This window comes from Phaeobacter sp. S60, assembly GCF_000826845.1.
Classification (GTDB): domain Bacteria; phylum Pseudomonadota; class Alphaproteobacteria; order Rhodobacterales; family Rhodobacteraceae; genus Phaeobacter; species Phaeobacter piscinae.
Map to the genome: position 1 here is coordinate 195880 of NZ_JSWJ01000012.1, position 17595 is coordinate 213474.

17 protein-coding genes are annotated in these 17595 nt (G+C 58.0%); 5 read left to right on the forward strand and 12 right to left on the reverse strand.

Translation table 11 applies throughout. The features are described from left to right. The first annotated feature begins 181 nt into the window (after nucleotides 1-181). Both OO25_RS12875 and OO25_RS12880 read left to right on the forward strand, forming a co-directional pair. Nucleotides 182-1105: a sulfite exporter TauE/SafE family protein gene (locus OO25_RS12875; RefSeq protein WP_014879074.1), complete on the forward strand. Its 924-nt coding sequence runs from the start codon at nucleotides 182-184 to the stop codon at nucleotides 1103-1105. 1 nt (nucleotide 1106) lies between these two features. After that, the gene (locus tag OO25_RS12880; protein WP_040180558.1) at nucleotides 1107-1997 is read left to right on the forward strand and encodes a TIGR02186 family protein; all 891 of its coding nucleotides are present in this window, start codon (nucleotides 1107-1109) and stop codon (nucleotides 1995-1997) included. Nucleotides 1998-2092: 95 nt separating this feature from the next. Here the strand turns inward: OO25_RS12880 and OO25_RS12885 are convergent, their stop codons facing one another. The 6 genes from OO25_RS12885 to OO25_RS12910 form a co-directional block, all read right to left on the reverse strand. Continuing rightward, complete coding sequence (locus tag OO25_RS12885) at nucleotides 2093-2851, reverse strand: SDR family oxidoreductase (RefSeq protein WP_040180561.1); 759 nt, start codon at nucleotides 2849-2851, stop codon at nucleotides 2093-2095. Beyond that, nucleotides 2848-4386, reverse strand: coding sequence for an AAA family ATPase (locus tag OO25_RS12890; protein WP_040171190.1), 1539 nt, complete (start codon nucleotides 4384-4386; stop codon nucleotides 2848-2850). Before OO25_RS12890 ends, OO25_RS12885 begins: the two co-directional genes overlap by 4 nt. Nucleotides 4387-4494: 108 nt before the next feature. After that, nucleotides 4495-5136 carry an acyl-homoserine-lactone synthase gene (locus tag OO25_RS12895; RefSeq protein WP_040180563.1) on the reverse strand — a complete coding sequence of 214 codons (642 nt, stop codon included), beginning with the start codon at nucleotides 5134-5136 and terminating at the stop codon, nucleotides 4495-4497. 94 nt (nucleotides 5137-5230) lie between these two features. Next, the gene (locus tag OO25_RS12900; protein ID WP_024098459.1) at nucleotides 5231-5950 is read right to left on the reverse strand and encodes a LuxR family transcriptional regulator; all 720 of its coding nucleotides are present in this window, start codon (nucleotides 5948-5950) and stop codon (nucleotides 5231-5233) included. A gap of 320 nt (nucleotides 5951-6270) precedes the next feature. Then, complete coding sequence (gene ccrA, locus OO25_RS12905) at nucleotides 6271-7551, reverse strand: crotonyl-CoA carboxylase/reductase (protein ID WP_040180566.1); 1281 nt, start codon at nucleotides 7549-7551, stop codon at nucleotides 6271-6273. A 161-nt stretch (nucleotides 7552-7712) separates the two neighbouring features. After that, the gene (locus OO25_RS12910; RefSeq protein ID WP_040180567.1) at nucleotides 7713-9116 is read right to left on the reverse strand and encodes a 1-acyl-sn-glycerol-3-phosphate acyltransferase; all 1404 of its coding nucleotides are present in this window, start codon (nucleotides 9114-9116) and stop codon (nucleotides 7713-7715) included. A gap of 341 nt (nucleotides 9117-9457) precedes the next feature. Here OO25_RS12910 and OO25_RS12915 point away from each other — a divergent pair, with 341 nt between their 5' ends. The 3 genes from OO25_RS12915 to deoD all read left to right on the forward strand — a co-directional run bounded on the left by OO25_RS12915 (nucleotide 9458) and on the right by deoD (nucleotide 12591). Next, a complete protein-coding gene (locus tag OO25_RS12915; protein WP_040180569.1) occupies nucleotides 9458-11425 on the forward strand; it encodes a protein meaA in 1968 nt (655 codons plus the stop codon). A gap of 120 nt (nucleotides 11426-11545) precedes the next feature. Next, on the forward strand, nucleotides 11546-11863 hold the full coding sequence (locus OO25_RS12920; protein WP_040180570.1) for an H-NS family nucleoid-associated regulatory protein: 318 nt from the start codon (nucleotides 11546-11548) through the stop codon (nucleotides 11861-11863). A gap of 23 nt (nucleotides 11864-11886) precedes the next feature. After that, nucleotides 11887-12591 (forward strand): purine-nucleoside phosphorylase, encoded by a 705-nt coding sequence (gene deoD, locus OO25_RS12925; protein WP_040180572.1) that lies wholly within the window; start codon nucleotides 11887-11889, stop codon nucleotides 12589-12591. 74 nt (nucleotides 12592-12665) lie between these two features. Here deoD and OO25_RS12930 read toward each other — a convergent pair whose 3' ends face one another. From OO25_RS12930 to OO25_RS12950, 6 genes are all read right to left on the reverse strand, one after another. After that, complete coding sequence (locus tag OO25_RS12930; RefSeq protein WP_040180736.1) at nucleotides 12666-13541, reverse strand: DUF1989 domain-containing protein; 876 nt, start codon at nucleotides 13539-13541, stop codon at nucleotides 12666-12668. A gap of 92 nt (nucleotides 13542-13633) precedes the next feature. Then, nucleotides 13634-14815 carry a type III PLP-dependent enzyme gene (locus OO25_RS12935; RefSeq protein WP_040180576.1) on the reverse strand — a complete coding sequence of 394 codons (1182 nt, stop codon included), beginning with the start codon at nucleotides 14813-14815 and terminating at the stop codon, nucleotides 13634-13636. A 507-nt stretch (nucleotides 14816-15322) separates the two neighbouring features. Continuing rightward, nucleotides 15323-15523 carry a hypothetical protein gene (locus OO25_RS12940; protein WP_040180578.1) on the reverse strand — a complete coding sequence of 67 codons (201 nt, stop codon included), beginning with the start codon at nucleotides 15521-15523 and terminating at the stop codon, nucleotides 15323-15325. Nucleotides 15524-15735: 212 nt separating this feature from the next. Continuing rightward, complete coding sequence (locus OO25_RS12945; protein WP_014873480.1) at nucleotides 15736-16515, reverse strand: succinate dehydrogenase iron-sulfur subunit; 780 nt, start codon at nucleotides 16513-16515, stop codon at nucleotides 15736-15738. A gap of 16 nt (nucleotides 16516-16531) precedes the next feature. After that, nucleotides 16532-16666, reverse strand: a complete 135-nt coding sequence (locus OO25_RS23375; RefSeq protein ID WP_255352596.1) for a hypothetical protein — start codon at nucleotides 16664-16666, stop codon at nucleotides 16532-16534. Further along, nucleotides 16666-17577 (reverse strand): hypothetical protein, encoded by a 912-nt coding sequence (locus OO25_RS12950; protein ID WP_242407043.1) that lies wholly within the window; start codon nucleotides 17575-17577, stop codon nucleotides 16666-16668. Before OO25_RS12950 ends, OO25_RS23375 begins: the two co-directional genes overlap by 1 nt. Between the last annotated feature and the right edge of the window lie 18 nt (nucleotides 17578-17595).

The window sequence follows — 17595 nt, forward strand, 5'->3', positions numbered from 1 at the left end:
GCGCCCGGCCATGGCCGGGCGTTTTGCGTTTCACTCTACTTGCACACGTCGAACAGCAATCAACAGCACCGGGCCCCCTGCCGAAAATCATAGGTCCAGTTTTCCCCACAGCATCAGTCCTGTTTTCTGCACAGCGGCATCGACAGTTGATTTTACGCAGGTGCTGCGGTCTAACACTGATATGCAGATTTATCTTCCCATCGCCGAGGTGTCGGTCAACGCATTCCTGCTTCTGGGGCTCGGCGGTATGGTCGGCATCCTGTCCGGCATGTTCGGGGTTGGCGGCGGCTTTCTGATGACGCCGCTCTTGTTTTTCATCGGCATCCCCCCGGCGGTTGCCGTAGCTACCGAGGCCAATCAGATCGTCGCCTCCTCTTTTTCCGGCGTTCTTGCGCATTTCAGGCGGCGAACCGTCGACATCAAGATGGGTCTGGTCCTGCAAGCCGGAGGTCTGCTGGGCGCTGCGCTCGGGGTGGTGGTCTTCAACTATCTCAAGGCGCTTGGTCAGGTCGATCTACTGGTCAAACTCTGCTATGTCGTCTTCCTTGGTGTGGTTGGCGGGCTGATGTTCGTCGAAAGCCTGAACGCAATCCGAAAATCCAAGGCCTCCGCAGGCGCGGCGCCAGCACCCCGCAGACAGCGTGGTTGGGTCCATGCTCTGCCATTTAAGATGCGATTTCGCACGTCTGGTCTCTACATTTCGGTCATTCCACCACTGCTGGTCGGTGTCGTTGTCGGTATTCTGGCAGCGATCATGGGGGTTGGTGGTGGTTTCATCATGGTGCCAGCGATGATCTATATTCTGGGCATGCCAACCAAAGTTGTTGTGGGCACATCGCTGTTTCAGATCATTCTGGTGACGGCCTTCACCACCATGCTCCACGCCACCACGAACTACACTGTGGATATCGTCCTTGCGGTTCTGTTGCTGGTCGGCGGCGTTATCGGTGCGCAGATCGGCACTCGGATTGGGGTTTATCTGAAGGCAGAGCAGTTGCGTATCCTGCTCGCCCTCATGGTGATCGTGGTCTGTGTCAAGCTCGGTCTGGACCTCTTGCTCATGCCGTCCGAGCTCTATTCGCTCGGCAGCGACGGGGGCCATTAAGATGCTCCGTTGCGCTACCCATCGTAATCACCAAATCAAGGTGCGCTCAGGCTGGCGCGGCGCCAGTCGACGGCTTTGTGCAGCAGTCTTCTTGGCGATGCCGTTCACGCCACTTGCCTCAGCCCCAACGGCAGCGCAAACCGCCACCAACCTAGCCGACATTGAACCCGCAGCCGGACCGCGCGAAGAGGTTGTCCTGGGACTCAGCCAGGACCGTGTGGCCATCACTGCCAACTTTGACGGCTCGGAGATCCTGATCTTTGGCGCCGTGAAGCGCGAGGCACCGATCCCGCAGGATGACCCGCTTGAGGTGATTGTCGCAGTGTCCGGCCCGGCGTCTCCGGTGATGGTTCGGCGCAAGGAGAAAAAGCTGGGCATTTGGGTCAATACTGACAGCGTTCTGGTGGATTCGGCCCCCAGTTTTTATGCGGTCGCCACCAGCGCGCCCCTCTCGCAGGTGCTGAGCGATACCGAAGATCTGCGGTATCGGGTGTCGGTGGGTCGTGCGATCCGCTCGGTTGGGGCGGGGATGCACATCCGTGGTGCCCAGCAATTCGCCGAAGCCGTGATCCGCATCCGCTCAGACAATGATCTCTACTCGCTACGGGAAAATACCGTCGCGGTGGATCAGCAGACCTTGTTTCGCACCGCGATTGACATGCCTGCCGACCTGACCGAAGGGGCTTATAGCACGCGCATCCTGCTTACCCGCGGGGGATCAGTGGTGGCGCAGTACGAAACCAGCATAGACGTGCGCAAGGTGGGGCTGGAGCGTTTTCTCTACGCGATGTCGCGCGAACAGCCGTTTCTCTACGGTTTGATGTCATTGGCCATTGCGATCGCCGCAGGTTGGGGTGCTTCCGCCGCCTTCCGCCTCCTGCGCAGGAGTTAAGGACAGCCCTCGCCGCGCAAAGCGCGGCGCCACCCCCAACGGGTGCGTCGCCAGCTTGCTGGTATCGTACCGGGCGGGAGCCGCCCGCGTCTTGCCTAGCCGCGTCCGATATAGGGCATGGTCGTCGCCATGACCGTCATGAATTGCACATTCGCCTCAAGCGGCAGATCTGCCATATGCAGCACTGACTGTGCGGCATCTGCCACAGCAAAGGTCTCCATTGGTGCGGCTGTCGGATCTGCTGCAATCTGGCGCGCGCTCAAATCTTCCACCATGGGGGTGCGCGCGTTTCCAATATCAATTTGCCCGCAGGCAATCTGAAAGGGGCGCCCGTCCAACGACAGGCTACGGGTCAGCCCGGTAATCGCGGATTTTGTCGCGGCATAGGGCGTTGATCTTGGGCGCGGCACATGGGCCGCGATGGATCCGTTGTTGATGATCCGGCCGCCCTGTGGTGATTGCCGGCGCATCTGGCGAAAGGCCGCGCGCGCTGCCAAAAACATACCGTTTAAGTTCACATTGACAGCGGCAAACCAATCTTCCAGCTCAATCTCGTCAATGGTGCCCGAAGGGGTGAATATACCGGCGTTGTTGAACAGCACATCCAACCGCCCTACCCGCGTTGCGAAGCAATCAAAGGCGTGGTCCACTGCGTCTGGGTCTGTCACATCAGCGGGTAGAACATGAGCTGTGTCACGCCCCTGTGCGACCTCTTCCAACTGCTCTGCACGACGCGCCACCAGGCCAACCTGCCAGCCCTTCTCAAGAAACACCTCAGCCACGGCACGACCGATACCAGAACTTGCACCGGTGATCAGGATCGTTCGCCTGGAGGTTTCGTCCATTGCGCTCATACCGGGCTGTCCTCCTGCATTTCCAATGTCAGAGCGCTGGCTGGTGCTGCGCGCAGGTCGTCCACCTGCAGCGGGCCGGTTGGCTTTGCCAGACGGTTGCGCACCACCCAGATAAGCCGTTCCTGTGCCCGTGTGATGGCGACATAGGTCAGCCGCTTCCACAGGGGCTGACCAGCCTCCACCCGTCCCATCCGCGCAGCCGCGTAGATGTCCGGGGCAAAAACCTGTGCCGTTGGCCACTGCGACCCTTGGGCCTTGTGAATGGTGACCGCTGCCCCATGCAGAAACGCGGCCCCCATACGCGCGGCAAACGGAATGAAGGGCTCTTCTTCTTCGGGTTTCTCGATCTTCACAATTGACGCGGCGGACACCTGCGGATCTTCTGCTCCCATCACATGAAGACGCGAAAACCCCGGTTTCCGGCCCGGCCCGAGATAGATCACCTGGGCGCCCTTGATCAGACCACGGGCCTCCAGATCCAACCGTTTCTTGCGGTGTTTCATCGGCAGTTCAATGCCATCACAGATCAGCGGTTCGCCCGCCAGCAGACTGTCTTCCGGGGCACCATGCACATTTCTGAAGGCGTTGAGCAGCCGAATTCGGGTGTTGTTGCGCCAGACCAAGACCGGGGAACGCGCCATCAAATCCACCTCCACCCGCTGACCCCAGACGACGCGCTCATCCTGGTGGGAGAGATCTTCGACCATACGCTCAAAATCTTCAAAACCGACGTCGGGATCTGCAAGCGCATGGGCAAGATCCAGAATAGGGTTGCCGGCCTCCTGGCGATGTATGCGGTTGAGGATCAGCTTGCGCTCTTCCGGCAGTGTCTCAAAGACCATCGCACCTGATTGGTTCACTGGCGCCAGCTGTGCGGGATCTCCGAACAGCAACAATGTCGGAAAAATCTCCTTCAGATCCTGAAACTGGCGGTCATCCAGCATGGAGGCCTCATCGATAAAGCCGATGTCCAGCGGCTCCTCTCGGCGTTTCCAGCCGGTGATGAAATCGGACCCCCGCAGCCCGGCAGCCGCCAAGGCGCCCGGGATGGATTTATTGCGCTCATAGAAGGCTTTGGCACGGGCCAGCGCCTCCTCGGTCAACCCTTCAATTTCCGGCTCGTCACCGCTACCGGCCAGCCATTCGGCAATTCGCTCGTATTCAGGATCATAGACCGGCGTGTAGAGAATTCGGTGAATCGTGGTTGCAGGCACACCCCGCAGGCGTAGAACACTGGCCGCTTTGTTTGTCGGCGCCAGGATCGCAAGCGTGCGGCGGTCCTCGTTTTTCTTCCGGCTTTCATAGTCGCCCGATACGACTTCAACACCGGCTTTCTCCAGTGCCTTGTACAGCTCCGCCAGCAACAGCGTTTTGCCGGAACCGGCCTTGCCGATCACAGCCATTGCACCGCCGTCACCACGCGGCGGGTGTAGCAGATCATCTTCCAGATCGACCCCCGCGTCATGAAGAAGACTGCTGACGCGATCAAAGGCAACCGCCTGATCATCGGAGAATTTTATGGGTGCTGCGCTCATGTCGCGACCCTACAGGGGCAGGGCCGGCTGCACCAGAGCAGACGGCCCTGCATGTCCCGGTTTTGGCAGCGGTCAGGTCTGCCTCTAACGTCCTCTTCAGCGCAGCCGTCAGCCGGTCAGGGCGACGGGTCCAGGCTCCTCTGCCCCGCCAAACGAACGATCAAACCACAATGTCGACAGCTCTGGCTGAATACCCGCCTTCTGTGCAACGCGGTGATAGGTTTCCGACGAATAATCCCAGAGGCCGAGGCAGATCCGGTCCCGCCCCTTGCCCATGGTGCCAATGACGTCCGGACTAAAACCAAGCGACCGGTAGATCCGGACCATACGGCGGTCAAACACCCCTGCAAAATGGGCTATATTGAAGTTGCGCATGATCTCCAGCCCGGCCAAGGTCAGGGCTCCGGCGACGTTACCGCTGACATCACGCGAAAGGCAGAACCGCGTGCATTCCCAGATCAGCGGGCTACAGATTGCGTCGCCTCCAGTCAGTTCAGGAAAGACATCGTTTACCATGATCGGGCCAGTGGAGGGCAGAAACCGCATCGAGCCGCCGTGACGGCCATCCGCCTGCTCCCAAATCACATAGAGCGGATCAAGCGCATCATATTCATCGCGCTCTTCTCCTTGAGCATCTACCGAGACATCCCACCCGAGCCGCGTCTTGAATTGATCGGCGCGGTCCACAAACATCGAATGGGCCAATTCACGGTGCTGGTGCAGGTCGTGTGCATATACATAGCGAAGCATAATCTAGTCCCCTTTAGATAGAAAAGTGGGACCAGATTACGACCAGAAGAGATTCTCAACTATAAGGTTAATGAATGCCTGTAGCTTCAACGCGTTAAATGATGATCAGCCCGAGACTCAGTGCACGCGCGATGGCATGGGTGGTGTTGATGGCCCCCAATTTGAATCGCGCGCTCTCGATATAGACACGTAAAGTATGCTCGGAGATTGTCAGCGTTTTCGCTACTTGGGCGCGGCTATAGCCCATCGCTAGCAGGGTCAGCGCGTCAATCTCGCGCGGGGACAGCGGTTGCACATGTTCCGGGCTGCGATCGGGTTCAAACTCCAGCGCCTTGCGATTGAAGTAGTGCCCGATCAGAATCAGATCACGGCTGTGTTTGTCGGTGAACCGGGTCCACGTATCATCATCGCAATTGTGACTGACCGTAAACAGCGCAAATTGCCCGTTCGGCCCCCGGATCGGGATCGAATATCCCTGGTTGCCGACGTCATGCGCCAAGGCGTCTTGCAGAAATTCACGCGCGGGTTTGGAGGACCAGTCAAGGCGGCGCCAGTCGACCGGGTGGAAACGCTGATAGCATCCGATAATGACAGGATCGACGCGCACATAGGCCTTTTCCTGGTAGCGCTCGACCCAGCCCTGCGAATAGGTGCCAAAATGATAGTGATCGCCCGCACTATCCACCCAATGGTACATGGCATGATCAACCTCGAAGGTATCGCAGACCCGTTGGATGATCTCCTGCAGACCATCGACCGAGGTCGTCGCGTCCAATACCTCAAGGATCAGATCAAGATTAACTTTGGTTGCCATAAATTGCCTGAATCTCACTTAGTCTTGGCACAGGTCCCCTGCACCGTTGCGGCTGCTGGTATGCTCTACAAACCGCGTTCTTAGTCTTTGTGCCGCGATCGTCGCGGAAGCGTCAACGACATGCCAGCATATTGATCGAATTTTTATTTCATAAGGGATTATCTAGTGCGCCGCCACACAATGTCTGCCCCATCAGCACCAAGTCGCCTGCCCTTCCAACGTCACGATCCGCTGAGGGACAACGTACCAAACACACGAAAAACCCCGCCAGTCCTATCGGTGACTGGCGGGGCGAAACTGACAGAAATCAGCTGGAGGTTCTACCCTGCCAAGACATCTTCCAGGGTCCGCAGCCCGGTACGCGGCGCCTGAACCAGAACGGACATATTGCCGGGTTTATGTTCATTGCGCAGCATCTTCATATGGGCCTCCGGCAGGTCCGACCAAGAGAAGACCTCAGACATGCAGGGATCCAGACGACGCTCTACCATCAGCTTGTTCGCTGCGGCCGCCTGTTTCAGATGCGCAAAATGTGAACCCTGCAGGCGCTTCTGATGCATCCACATATAGCGCACATCAAAGGTCAGGTTATAGCCGGTGGTACCGGCGCAGATCACAACCATACCGCCCTTTTTGCAAACAAAGGTCGAGACCGGGAATGTGCTTTCGCCCGGATGTTCAAACACCATGTCAACATTGTTGCCCTTGCCGGTGATGTCCCAGATCGCCTTGCCAAACTTGCGCGCTTCCTTGAACCAATTGGCATATTCAGGGGTGTTCACTGTCGGCAGCTGGCCCCAGCAATTGAAGTCTTTGCGATTGATGACACCTTTGGCCCCCAACCCCATGACGAAGTCGCGTTTGCTCTCGTCAGAGATCACGCCGATGGCATTGGCGCCGGCGGTGTTGATCAACTGGATCGCATAAGAGCCAAGGCCGCCCGAGGCACCCCAAACCAGTACGTTCTGGCCAGGCTTCAGATCATGTGGTTCATGACCGAACAGCATCCGGTAAGCGGTGGCCAGTGTCAGCGTATAACAGGCGCTTTCTTCCCATGTCAGATGTTTGGGGCGCGGCATCAGCTGCTGTGACTGAACATTGGTGAACTGGGCAAAAGATCCATCAGGGGTCTCATAGCCCCAGATCCGCTGGCTGGGGGAGTACATTGGATCGCCGCCGTTGCATTCCTCATCATCACCGTCGTCCTGATTGCAATGGATCACCACCTCGTCGCCGACCTTCCAGCGCTTCACCTTGTCGCCAACCGCCCAGACAATGCCAGAGGCGTCGGAACCTGCGATATGAAACTGGGCGCCATGCCCATCGAAGGGGCTGATGGGGGTGCCAAGTGCGGCCCAAACACCGTTGTAGTTCACCCCGGCCGCCATCACGAGAACGAGCACATCGTGGCTGTCCAGCTTAGGCACATCGACAACCTCCTGCACCATGGCGGTGTCGGGGTTGCCGTGGCGTTCCTTGCGGATTGTCCACGCATACATTTTCTGCGGCACATATCCCATCGGAGGCAGTTCACCGATCTCGTAGAGCTCTTTTTCAGGGGCCTCGTAGGAGAGGGCGCCGTTCTGCGTATCCAAAGCCATGCTGGCCTCCTTTTTTCCGCTGTTCGCCGCAATGCAGAATCGCAGCTGCTACCTAGGGAATAAGATTCACCAAGCAACAATGCAACATCATTTATTCAATTTGGGTAATTTTATAACCCAGCGGACGCGGAATATTCCTTTGCACTCGCAGCAAAACCGCCCTATTCAGCCTGCGTTTCGGGCAGATCAGGGACGAGATGTCGAATGGAATTCGCATAGTAGACAAGCAGATCCCGGCGCTCAGCGACCACCTGATAGCGGTTCTGGTGCTCTTCCAGGATCCCCCGGGCTGTCAGCTGACGCAGCCCGACCTCCGCTGCGTAACCCTGCCCCCCGCCCGGCGTATGAATATGGGCAAAGGGCATCTGTGCCAGTAGCCTCTCCATCGCCTGTTCGATCTCAGACCGGCTCAACGGGTCGGAACCAGACGACAAGCGCACCAGCGTTGCGGCCGCCAGAGCCACCGGCAGAACCGGAACACATTCACCAATCCGCCCCATCAACTCCTCCGCCAAAACGGTCGGCGCATCTCCCTCCCCGTCGCGCAACATAAACGCCCGTAGGCTGAGTGGACGCCCGAAGCTGACCGCCGCATATCCAAACCGTTGGTAGCGTCCTGTGAGCCAGAGCATCAGTTGACGCAGCATTCGGATGACGACCACGTGGATGCGCGGACGAAACCGCCGCTCTCCGGCTTGGGCCGCCGACGTCAGAATCTTGTCCTCAAGGACGCGGTCGTAATTCAGAGCGACCGGCACAAAAACCACATCCCGCCCCCCTTCGCCCTGGGCCAACTGCCCATCGACAATATACTTAAGCAGCCCCAACTTCGGCTCGGCCAGGGCTCCGTCCAGGCTGAGCCCGCCCTCGGGAAACATCGCCTGTGTCACACCGCCTTGCGTCGCCAATCGTACGTAGGTTGCAAGAACACGGCGATAGAGATCATTTCGTGACTTCCGACGGATAAAATACGCGCCCATCGCCCGGATCAACCGTGATAAGGGCCAAACCCGCGCCCACTCCCCCACCGCGTAAGAGAGCGCGGACCGATCTGCAGCGAGGTAGGTTATCAGCACGTAGTCCATATTTGAACGGTGGTTCATCACAAACACCACTGTCGCCTCCGGATCTATGGCCTTGAGCGCGGCTTCGTCGACGTAACCGAGGCGCACCCGGTAAACTGCGTTGGACAGAAACCGAGCCAAGCGGATCGCAATGCTGAAATAAGCAACGGCAGAGAATGAAGGTACAATCTCACGCGCGTAGCGGCGGGCCTCCTCGAAGGCGACGTTCTCGGGAATACTCATATTACGCGCATGATCCGCGATCGCTTGTGCCACCTGCGGGTCGTAAATCAGCCGTTGGATCATGTCGTAGCGCCGCGCCAGTTTGAATGGCTGAATAGGGCGCTCGAGCCGCCGATTGAGCCGCGCCACCGCACGCTCAAGTCGACGACGAAAGAACCACCGTACCGAAGGGAACAGAAAATGCGACGCCAATGTAGTCGCAGCAAACAACAGGATCAGCACAAAGAGCCAAAGCGGGAGTTCCACAGTCTGCGTCATTCTCAGACCCTTCCCCATGCTTACAGCGTTTACAAGCACTTTGACCGATGGCGAGGCAGGAGCCGGCATCTATCCCGTCTAGGCGATCGCCGCCCACAGGCGAAAATCAATGCACTATAGGCGCCTTCAGCAGACATTCTGCACACTGGAGCATGTGCCGCATTCTCATTCAGGCATGAGAGCCAGAACAGGCTTTATGGCAAAATACGACATCGCGCAGCTGCCTGCCGCCTTGACCACATTGATCATGCCGCAACGCAGCGAATTGACACGGGTCTATAATTACTATTTAGATCCATTCAGAGAAATATAATTACCGCAATTCTGTTGGGAGGCTGACGATGCCGCAGATGCAAAAAGACCGCCCTTGGCTGATCCGCACGTATGCGGGCCACTCCACTGCCAGCGCATCCAACGCGCTCTACCGTGCCAACTTGGCGAAAGGGCAAACCGGTCTTTCAGTCGCCTTCGATCTGCCAACGCAGACCGGCTATGACAGCGACCACGTCCTGGCTCGCGGCGAAGTCGGCAAGGTTGGCGTGCCGGTCTGCCATCTGGGCGACATGCGGTCCCTGTTCGACCAGATTCCGCTGGAACAGATGAACACCTCCATGACCATCAACGCCACTGCCCCTTGGCTGCTGTCTCTTTATATCGCGGTGGCGGAGGAGCAGGGCGCAGATGTGTCGAAACTGCAAGGCACCGTGCAGAACGATCTGATCAAGGAATACTTGAGCCGGGGCACCTATGTTTGTCCCCCCAAGCCCAGCCTCAAGATGATCGCTGATGTGGCTGAGTACTGCTACACCAATGTGCCCAAATGGAACCCGATGAACGTCTGCTCCTATCATTTGCAGGAGGCGGGCGCGACGCCTGAGCAGGAGCTGGCCTTTGCGCTCGCAACCGCGCAGGCGGTGCTGGACGAGCTGAAACCGCGCATCGCCCCGGAGGATTTCCCGGCTATGGTCGGTCGCATTTCCTTCTTCGTGAACGCGGGCATCCGGTTCGTGACCGAGATGTGCAAGATGCGCGCCTTTGTCGACCTTTGGGATGAAATCTGTCGCGACCGCTACGGCGTCGAGGATCCCAAATTCCGCCGCTTCCGCTACGGCGTGCAGGTGAACTCGCTGGGCCTGACTGAACAGCAGCCGGAGAATAATGTTTACCGTATATTGATCGAGATGCTGGCTGTGACCTTGTCGAAGAAAGCGCGAGCCCGCGCGGTGCAGTTGCCCGCCTGGAATGAGGCGCTTGGCCTGCCCCGCCCCTGGGATCAACAGTGGTCCATGCGGATGCAACAGATCCTCGCCTATGAGACCGATCTTCTGGAATATGCCGACCTATTTGATGGCAACCCGGCTGTGGATGCAAAGGTTGAGGACCTGAAGACAGGCGCACGTGCTGAGTTGGCGAATCTGGAATCCATGGGCGGCGCGGTGGCCTCCATTGAATACATGAAAGGCCGGTTGGTCGATTCCAACGCCGAACGCCTGAACCGGATTGAGAAAAACGAGACCGTTGTCGTTGGCGTCAACAAATGGACCGAGGGTGAGCCATCTCCGCTACAGACCGAGGACGGCGGCATCATGGTGGTCGACCCGGCGGTCGAGCAAGAGCAGATCAGCCGCCTAGATAACTGGCGCAGTGGACGTGACGATAACGCTGTTCAAACAGCGCTCATGGCTCTGCGGACCGCAGCGCAAAACGGTGACAATATTATGCCGCCCTCCATCGCCGCAGCCAAAGCAGGGGTCACCACCGGCGAATGGGCAGAGGAAATGCGTAAAGTCTATGGCACCTACCGTGGCCCGACAGGCGTTTCAGGGTCGGTGTCCAATAAGACTGAAGGTCTGGATGAGTTGCGCGACAAGGTCAACGCGGTGAGCGATCAACTTGGCCGCCGCCTGAAATTTCTGGTCGGGAAACCTGGCCTCGACGGCCATTCAAATGGTGCCGAGCAGATCGCCTTTCGGGCCCGCGACTGCGGCATGGACATCACCTATGACGGTATTCGCATGACCCCGGAGGAACTGGTCGCCTCGGCCATCGCGGATGACGCCCATGTTGTTGGCATGTCGATCCTCTCCGGCAGCCACCTCCCCCTGATCGAAGAGCTGATGGGCCGAATGACAGAGGCCGGTCTTGCGCATGTTCCGGTTATCGTCGGAGGAATCATTCCGGACGATGACGCTGATCGCTTGAAAAAGATGGGGGTGGCTCGTGTTTATACACCCAAGGATTTTGAGCTCAACGCAATCATGGGAGACATTGTCGAACTTGCGAAACAACCAGAAACGGCTGCGCATTAGCGGATTTTCGCGAATAAAAATAATCGAAACAATTTTCTTGGTGAAATCTCCGAGAATATGGGGTCATAAATGAATGCACCTCGGCGTATCGCGTCGTGCATTCATTCATGGAGATAAAAAATGGCCGTTGACCTCACATCGATGTCGCGAAAAGAGCTTTTGGAATTGCAGACGAACGTTGAAAAGGCGTTGAAAGACGCAGAGCAGCGCGAACGTATCGAAGCACTAAAAGCCGCTGAAGAAGCCGCCGCCAAATTCGGTTTCTCGTTGGATGAAATTGCTGGCAATGGCCGTAGCACTGCCAAGAAAACCAAGGCCGCTCCGAAATACCGCAACCCTCAAAACCCGGAAGAAACCTGGACTGGCCGTGGCCGCAAACCACATTGGGTTCATGCAGCACTGACCTCTGGCGTTGATATCTCCGACCTGGAAATCTGATTTTTCGAAACTGAGGATAGAAAATGACTGTTCATATCGGGGCCGCCAAGGGCGAGATTGCCGAAACCGTTTTGTTGCCAGGAGACCCCTACCGCGCAAAATGGGCTGCTGAAACATTTTTGAAAGATGTGCGCCTTATAAATGAGGTGCGCGGAATGCTGGGGTTCACCGGTACATGGAATGGTCATCCGGTGACGATTCAGGGCAGCGGGATGGGCATGCCATCCCTGTCAATCTACGTGAATGAACTGATCCGCGACTATGGAGCAAAAACCCTGATCCGCATCGGATCCTGTGGCGGCATGCAAGATAAGGTGAAGATCCGCGATGTGATCCTCGCCATGACAGCGACAACCACTGGCTCTCCATCACGCGGGATTTTCAAAGAGGTCAATTTCGCTCCCTGTGCCGATTGGTCCCTGCTTCAGGCGGCCGTAAAAGCCGCTGAGACCCATGATTTGACCCCGCATGTCGGCGGCATCTATTCGTCAGATGTGTTCTACGATGAACGCCCGGATCTGAACGAACAAATGGTGCGCCACGGCATTCTGGGCGTCGAGATGGAGGCTGCTGAACTTTACACGCTTGCAGCGCGCTACGGATGTCGCGCCTTGGCAGTGCTGACCGTGTCCGACCACCTTGGTACAGGCGAGGCGCTGCCCTCCGATCAGCGCGAACGCAGCTTCGGAGATATGGTGGAAATCGCACTTGAGGCGGCTTTCGCCTGAACTGATCAAACGCTGTAGTCCGAAAAAAGGCAGCGCCTCAGGCGTTGCCTTTTTCCTATTGGCAGGATCGCAGATCAGCTGCGCCCATGACTGCCATCGTAGCCATTGTGCGCAGGCGATTGCCAGCCGTCCAACGCAGTGCTCTCGGGCGTAAAGACCTCTACCAACAGCGGGTAGCACGCTGCACTATCGCTGGTGTGTTCCGATCCACAATCGCCCCCAGGACACGCACTTAGTGCGCCCAACAGGTCGATTTCGGCGAAAAACTCCAGATAGTCGCCGGGGCGTACCGGGCTGGCCTTCATGAAATACTGCCCGGTATCGCGGGTAAACCCAGTACACATGAAAACGTTCAGGACGTCGTGTACATGCCGCTCCGCGTCTGCCAGCGATAGGTTCAGTTCATCAGCCAGTGCGCGGGTCAGATTGGAGTGGCAGCAGTGGTGATAATGGCCGCCGCCGAGAAGATTGCCGGTATAGGGATCGCAGCGTGTGCCGATCACGTCATGTACTGAACCACCGTAGCTGTCGATTCCGTACCAGCCAAGACTATCGGCAACAATGGTTGCCATGGGGCGCAGATGCGGCAGTGTGCTCCACAGTCTCTCCCCGGCTGTCACATGGGTTCCGTGCAATGCCCGCGTCTTGCCGGAGAAAAACCGCTCGCTCAGATCGGCGTCGTTCCAGAGGTTCAGGTCCCCCACCTGCGCCCCTTCGACCGATGTAATTCGGAAAAAACTGCCGGCTGCGACACGAAAACAAGCCGCCTGGCGCGGGGCAACAACCACCTCATCGGTCTTCTGCGCTGTCTCACGCGCTGCAAGGTATCGTGGCAAATCCGGCTTTGGCAGCGTTTCATTGGGATAGCAGATCACTGGCGGGATCGCGCGCCGCTCCTCTGCATCAGATGGCAACCCTGTCTCGGCGTTTGGGAGCTCAGTATTGGACATGGCGCAAACCTCTTTATTGTTTGCGCCATGAAAGCCAAAGCGACGCCCCGAGACAAGCGGTGATTGCGACCGCATTCCGAAGCCGCCTGACGTCAGATCACCACCACATCCAGCGGCGGGAAGCCATTGAACCCGACCGATGCATAGGTGGTCGTATAGGCGCCACAGGCATGGATCACGACGCGGTCTCCGGCTTTCAGCTCCAGCGGCATTTGATAAAGCTGCTTTTCATAGAGCACATCGGCGCTATCACACGATGGGCCCGCCAGAATGCAGGGACCGGTCTGCCCGTCACCATGATCCGTGGTGATGCGATAGCGGATCGCCTCGTCCATGGTTTCGGCCAGACCGGAGAATTTCCCGATATCCAGATAGACCCAGCGGTGCAGATCACCCGCATCCTTGCGCGACACCAGTAGAACTTCTGCCGCGATTGCGCCTGCCTCTGCCACCAACCCGCGGCCCGGTTCCGCCATGATTTCGCAGGCGTCTGGAAACCGCGCGTTCACCAGCGCCATTACGTCCTGCGCGTAGCGGTTCGGCGCCATCACCTCAGTGCCATAGCTGGCGGGAAAACCGCCGCCAATGTTCAGCAGGGTCAACTCATGTCCGGCGTTCTTGGCCGCGCGCCAGACATGCGCCACCTGATCAAGCGTGTCGGCCCACATCTGCGGATCACGGGTCTGCGATCCGACATGGAAGGAAAGGCCAGATACGCATAGACCAAGGGCGCGGGCACGGTCCATCAGGGTCAGCGCCATCGCAGGGGTACAGCCGAACTTACGGCTCAACGGCCAATCAGCGCCGGTCGCCTCAACCAGCAGACGGATACAAACCCGCGCACCCGGCGCGTGCTCAGCCAGTTTTTCCATCTCTGCCAAGGCATCAACGGCGAAATGCGTGATACCGATCTCATGTGCGAAAGCGATATCCGCCGGGCGCTTGATGGTGTTGCCAAAAGTAATCTGTTTCGGTTTTGCGCCAGCGGCCAGACACATCTCGATCTCAGCCCGACTGGCCGCATCGAAATTGGATCCCATGCTGGTCAGGCGCCTCAGGATCTGCGGCTCCGGATTGGCTTTAACAGCGTAGTGAATACGGGCGCGGCCCAGACCTTGCGCGAGGGCGGCGTATTGCCGGGCAACAGCTTGACTGTCGATCACCAGTGTCGGTCGGTCAAACGCGTTCTGTGCAATGTAAGACAGGTGGCGAGAAACGGGGACAATAGCATCTTGACGGGCAAGTTGCCCGGTTACGTTTGCGTTCATGGTCATCTCCAAAAGACCCGGCCATCTATGACCGCTCACTTCAATCAGAGACGTTACCGTCGCTACGTAACCATGGGGGATAACCCTTGGGACAGAGGCGCGTGCGTTGGCGTCTGTGCGCCGTATCCACCAAAGCAATGAGTCGATCAAGCATTTTTTTCGCCCCATCACTCAACTTATACGGGATAGTCGCACGTGCCGTGTTTCAGCGATCTCACCGGCCATAGAACATCGTGGTTTCAGGGAACGCCCCTACCTACCCCGCCTGCCGCAGACATAGTTTTGGCGCCGCAGAGCCGGGCTGTACTGCCCCGCAAGCCGCACATCTCCATTGGTCAGCCGCGCGTTCCTGCCGCCAACGACAATGTCGGCTCAGACTGGACGTTTTGTGCCGCCAAAGGAAATATCCGAAAACGCCAAGCAACAGGAAGAGGATCAACACGGGCATGTGGCCTGTCTATCTACCGTTTTAATCAGCCGCAACTGTCGCCAACGCCGCCCTGCTCCGACCAATCAGGCCGCAGCGTAGTAATCGACAACGCCCTCAGTGGTCGCAGGCTCTGTGATAGCGCGGGAAGCCACGCGTGGTTCCGGCACATAGTAAGCCCAGGCCTGTTCCAGATGTGCCAGTGCTTCGGCAGCTCGCCCTGCCTTCGGTGATGCCGACGAATTGGCAGCCGTCCGGTGAAATTGCGTCGCGGCTTGATCGGTCATGTGATCGCTCCTGCTCAAGAGAATGCCTCTCCCCTGCTCAGGAATTTATGCCTGTGAGCGCGCTAACACACCCTCCGTTTCAACAAGATCGCCATGCGCGCAGCGCAACCCCATACGCAAGCGATCTCTGACAAAACAGAGTCTGACGATACAAAGAAAAACGCCGCCCAGGGTTCCCGAGCGGCGTTTGAGAATACGTACTCTGCGTCAGATCAGACCGCGCGCTCCACCATCATCTGTTTGATGTGCGAAATAGCCTTGGCCGGGTTCAGGCCCTTGGGACAGGTTTTTGCGCAATTCATGATCGTGTGGCAGCGGTAGAGCTTAAAGGGATCTTCCAGCTCGTCCAGGCGCTCCGGTGTCGCCTCATCCCGGCTGTCGATGATCCAGCGGTAGGCATGCAGCAGTGCGGCCGGCCCAAGATAACGATCACCGTTCCACCAATAGCTGGGGCAGGACGTCGAACAGGAGGCACACATCACACATTCATAAAGACCATCAAGCTTCTTGCGATCCTCGATAGACTGCTTCCACTCTTTTGCAGGGCGGTTGGTCTTGGTTTCCAGCCACGGCATGATTGAGGCGTGCTGCGCATAGAAATGCGTCAAATCAGGGATCAGATCCTTCACCACCGGCATATGCGGCAGCGGATAGACTTTCACGTCACCTTTGATTTCATCCAGCCCGTAGATGCACGCCAGCGTATTGATGCCGTCGATGTTCATCGCGCAAGAGCCGCAGATCCCTTCGCGGCACGACCGACGGAATGTCAGGGTTGGATCAATCTCATTCTTGATCTTGATGAGCGCGTCCAGAACCATCGGACCGCATTTGTCCATATCGACAAAATAGGTATCCACCTGCGGGTTCTTGCCGTCGTCCGGGTTCCAGCGATAGATGCTGAACTTGCGCACATTGGTTGCGCCTTCGGGCTTGGGCCAGGTTTTACCCGTGGTGATCTTGGAATTTTTCGGAAGTGCGAATTCGACCATAGATCGTTCTCCTTGCTTAGCTGCCCACCATCCGCAGGCGCGAGGCGCTGCGGAGGCAGGAGATCGGTGTCTGCGGCCCGGACAGGCCGGATCGCAGATCTTTGGGTGTCGCGGCCATGCCAGCCGCAATTTCATAGGCTCGGGACAGCATTAGAACAGCCCTCCCGCCGCAAAAGGGGGATGCTCTGCCAGCTGTGACAGCCGGGTCGCATCATCGGGGTAGTGCCGCGCCAAAGCTGCCAGCAGTGCCTCATCACGGGCCGCGAGGTGCAAAATCGCCTGATATTCTGCGTCCTCCGCCATCTGTCGGCAGCGTTTATCCGTCTTCAGATCGAAATCGGCGTCGCCCCGATCCTTGTCAAAGGACGAGCCACCGCCGTAGGTTTGTATCTTGCCGAGGGTGTTGTCTGCGCAGGGCAAATCCAGGCGATCCAGCAGATCCGTCCGATAGTGAGCACTGCGCATCCATCGGTCGTAGTCAACCACCACCAGCGCAAGTTCATCCGCATGTGAGGCCAGCTCCAGCATGCGCCGATAGCTGTCAATTGCCCGCAGCAGCACGGCGTTACGCTGAACCAGAGAAAAAGCAGGGTTGCCCTGAAGCTTCTTCAACAACGACGCGGACCAGTTCAAAAACCCACGCAACAGCAGAATATCACCACTCAGCAGGCGCTCATCCAGATCACCCGAGACGGGACGATCCAGACTGTAATCCGACGGAACAGTGTCCTCGTAAGAAATCAACAGCAGGCCACCCGAGGCCATTGACGCCCCAAGCGCTGGCAGATCACGCGCCTCTGACCGCGACAGGCCCACGGTATTTCGCTCTATTCCCTGATGGTGCGAAAGCGGCATGCGGGCCGATTTGCAGTTGTTGAAGAACAGAGCCTGCTGCCCCGGCGCGTTGCGCTGCAACCAGTTAGCAACGGCATGATTGCCGGACCGTCGCATTCCGAACAGGCGCAGTGCGACATCAGGCTGCCAACCAAGACATGGCCAACCGCCGGGTTGTTCTGCAGCAGATGCCGGAGGTGGTGTCGAAACGTCTTGCTCCAGTGCCATCATAGCAGCCCCCAACCA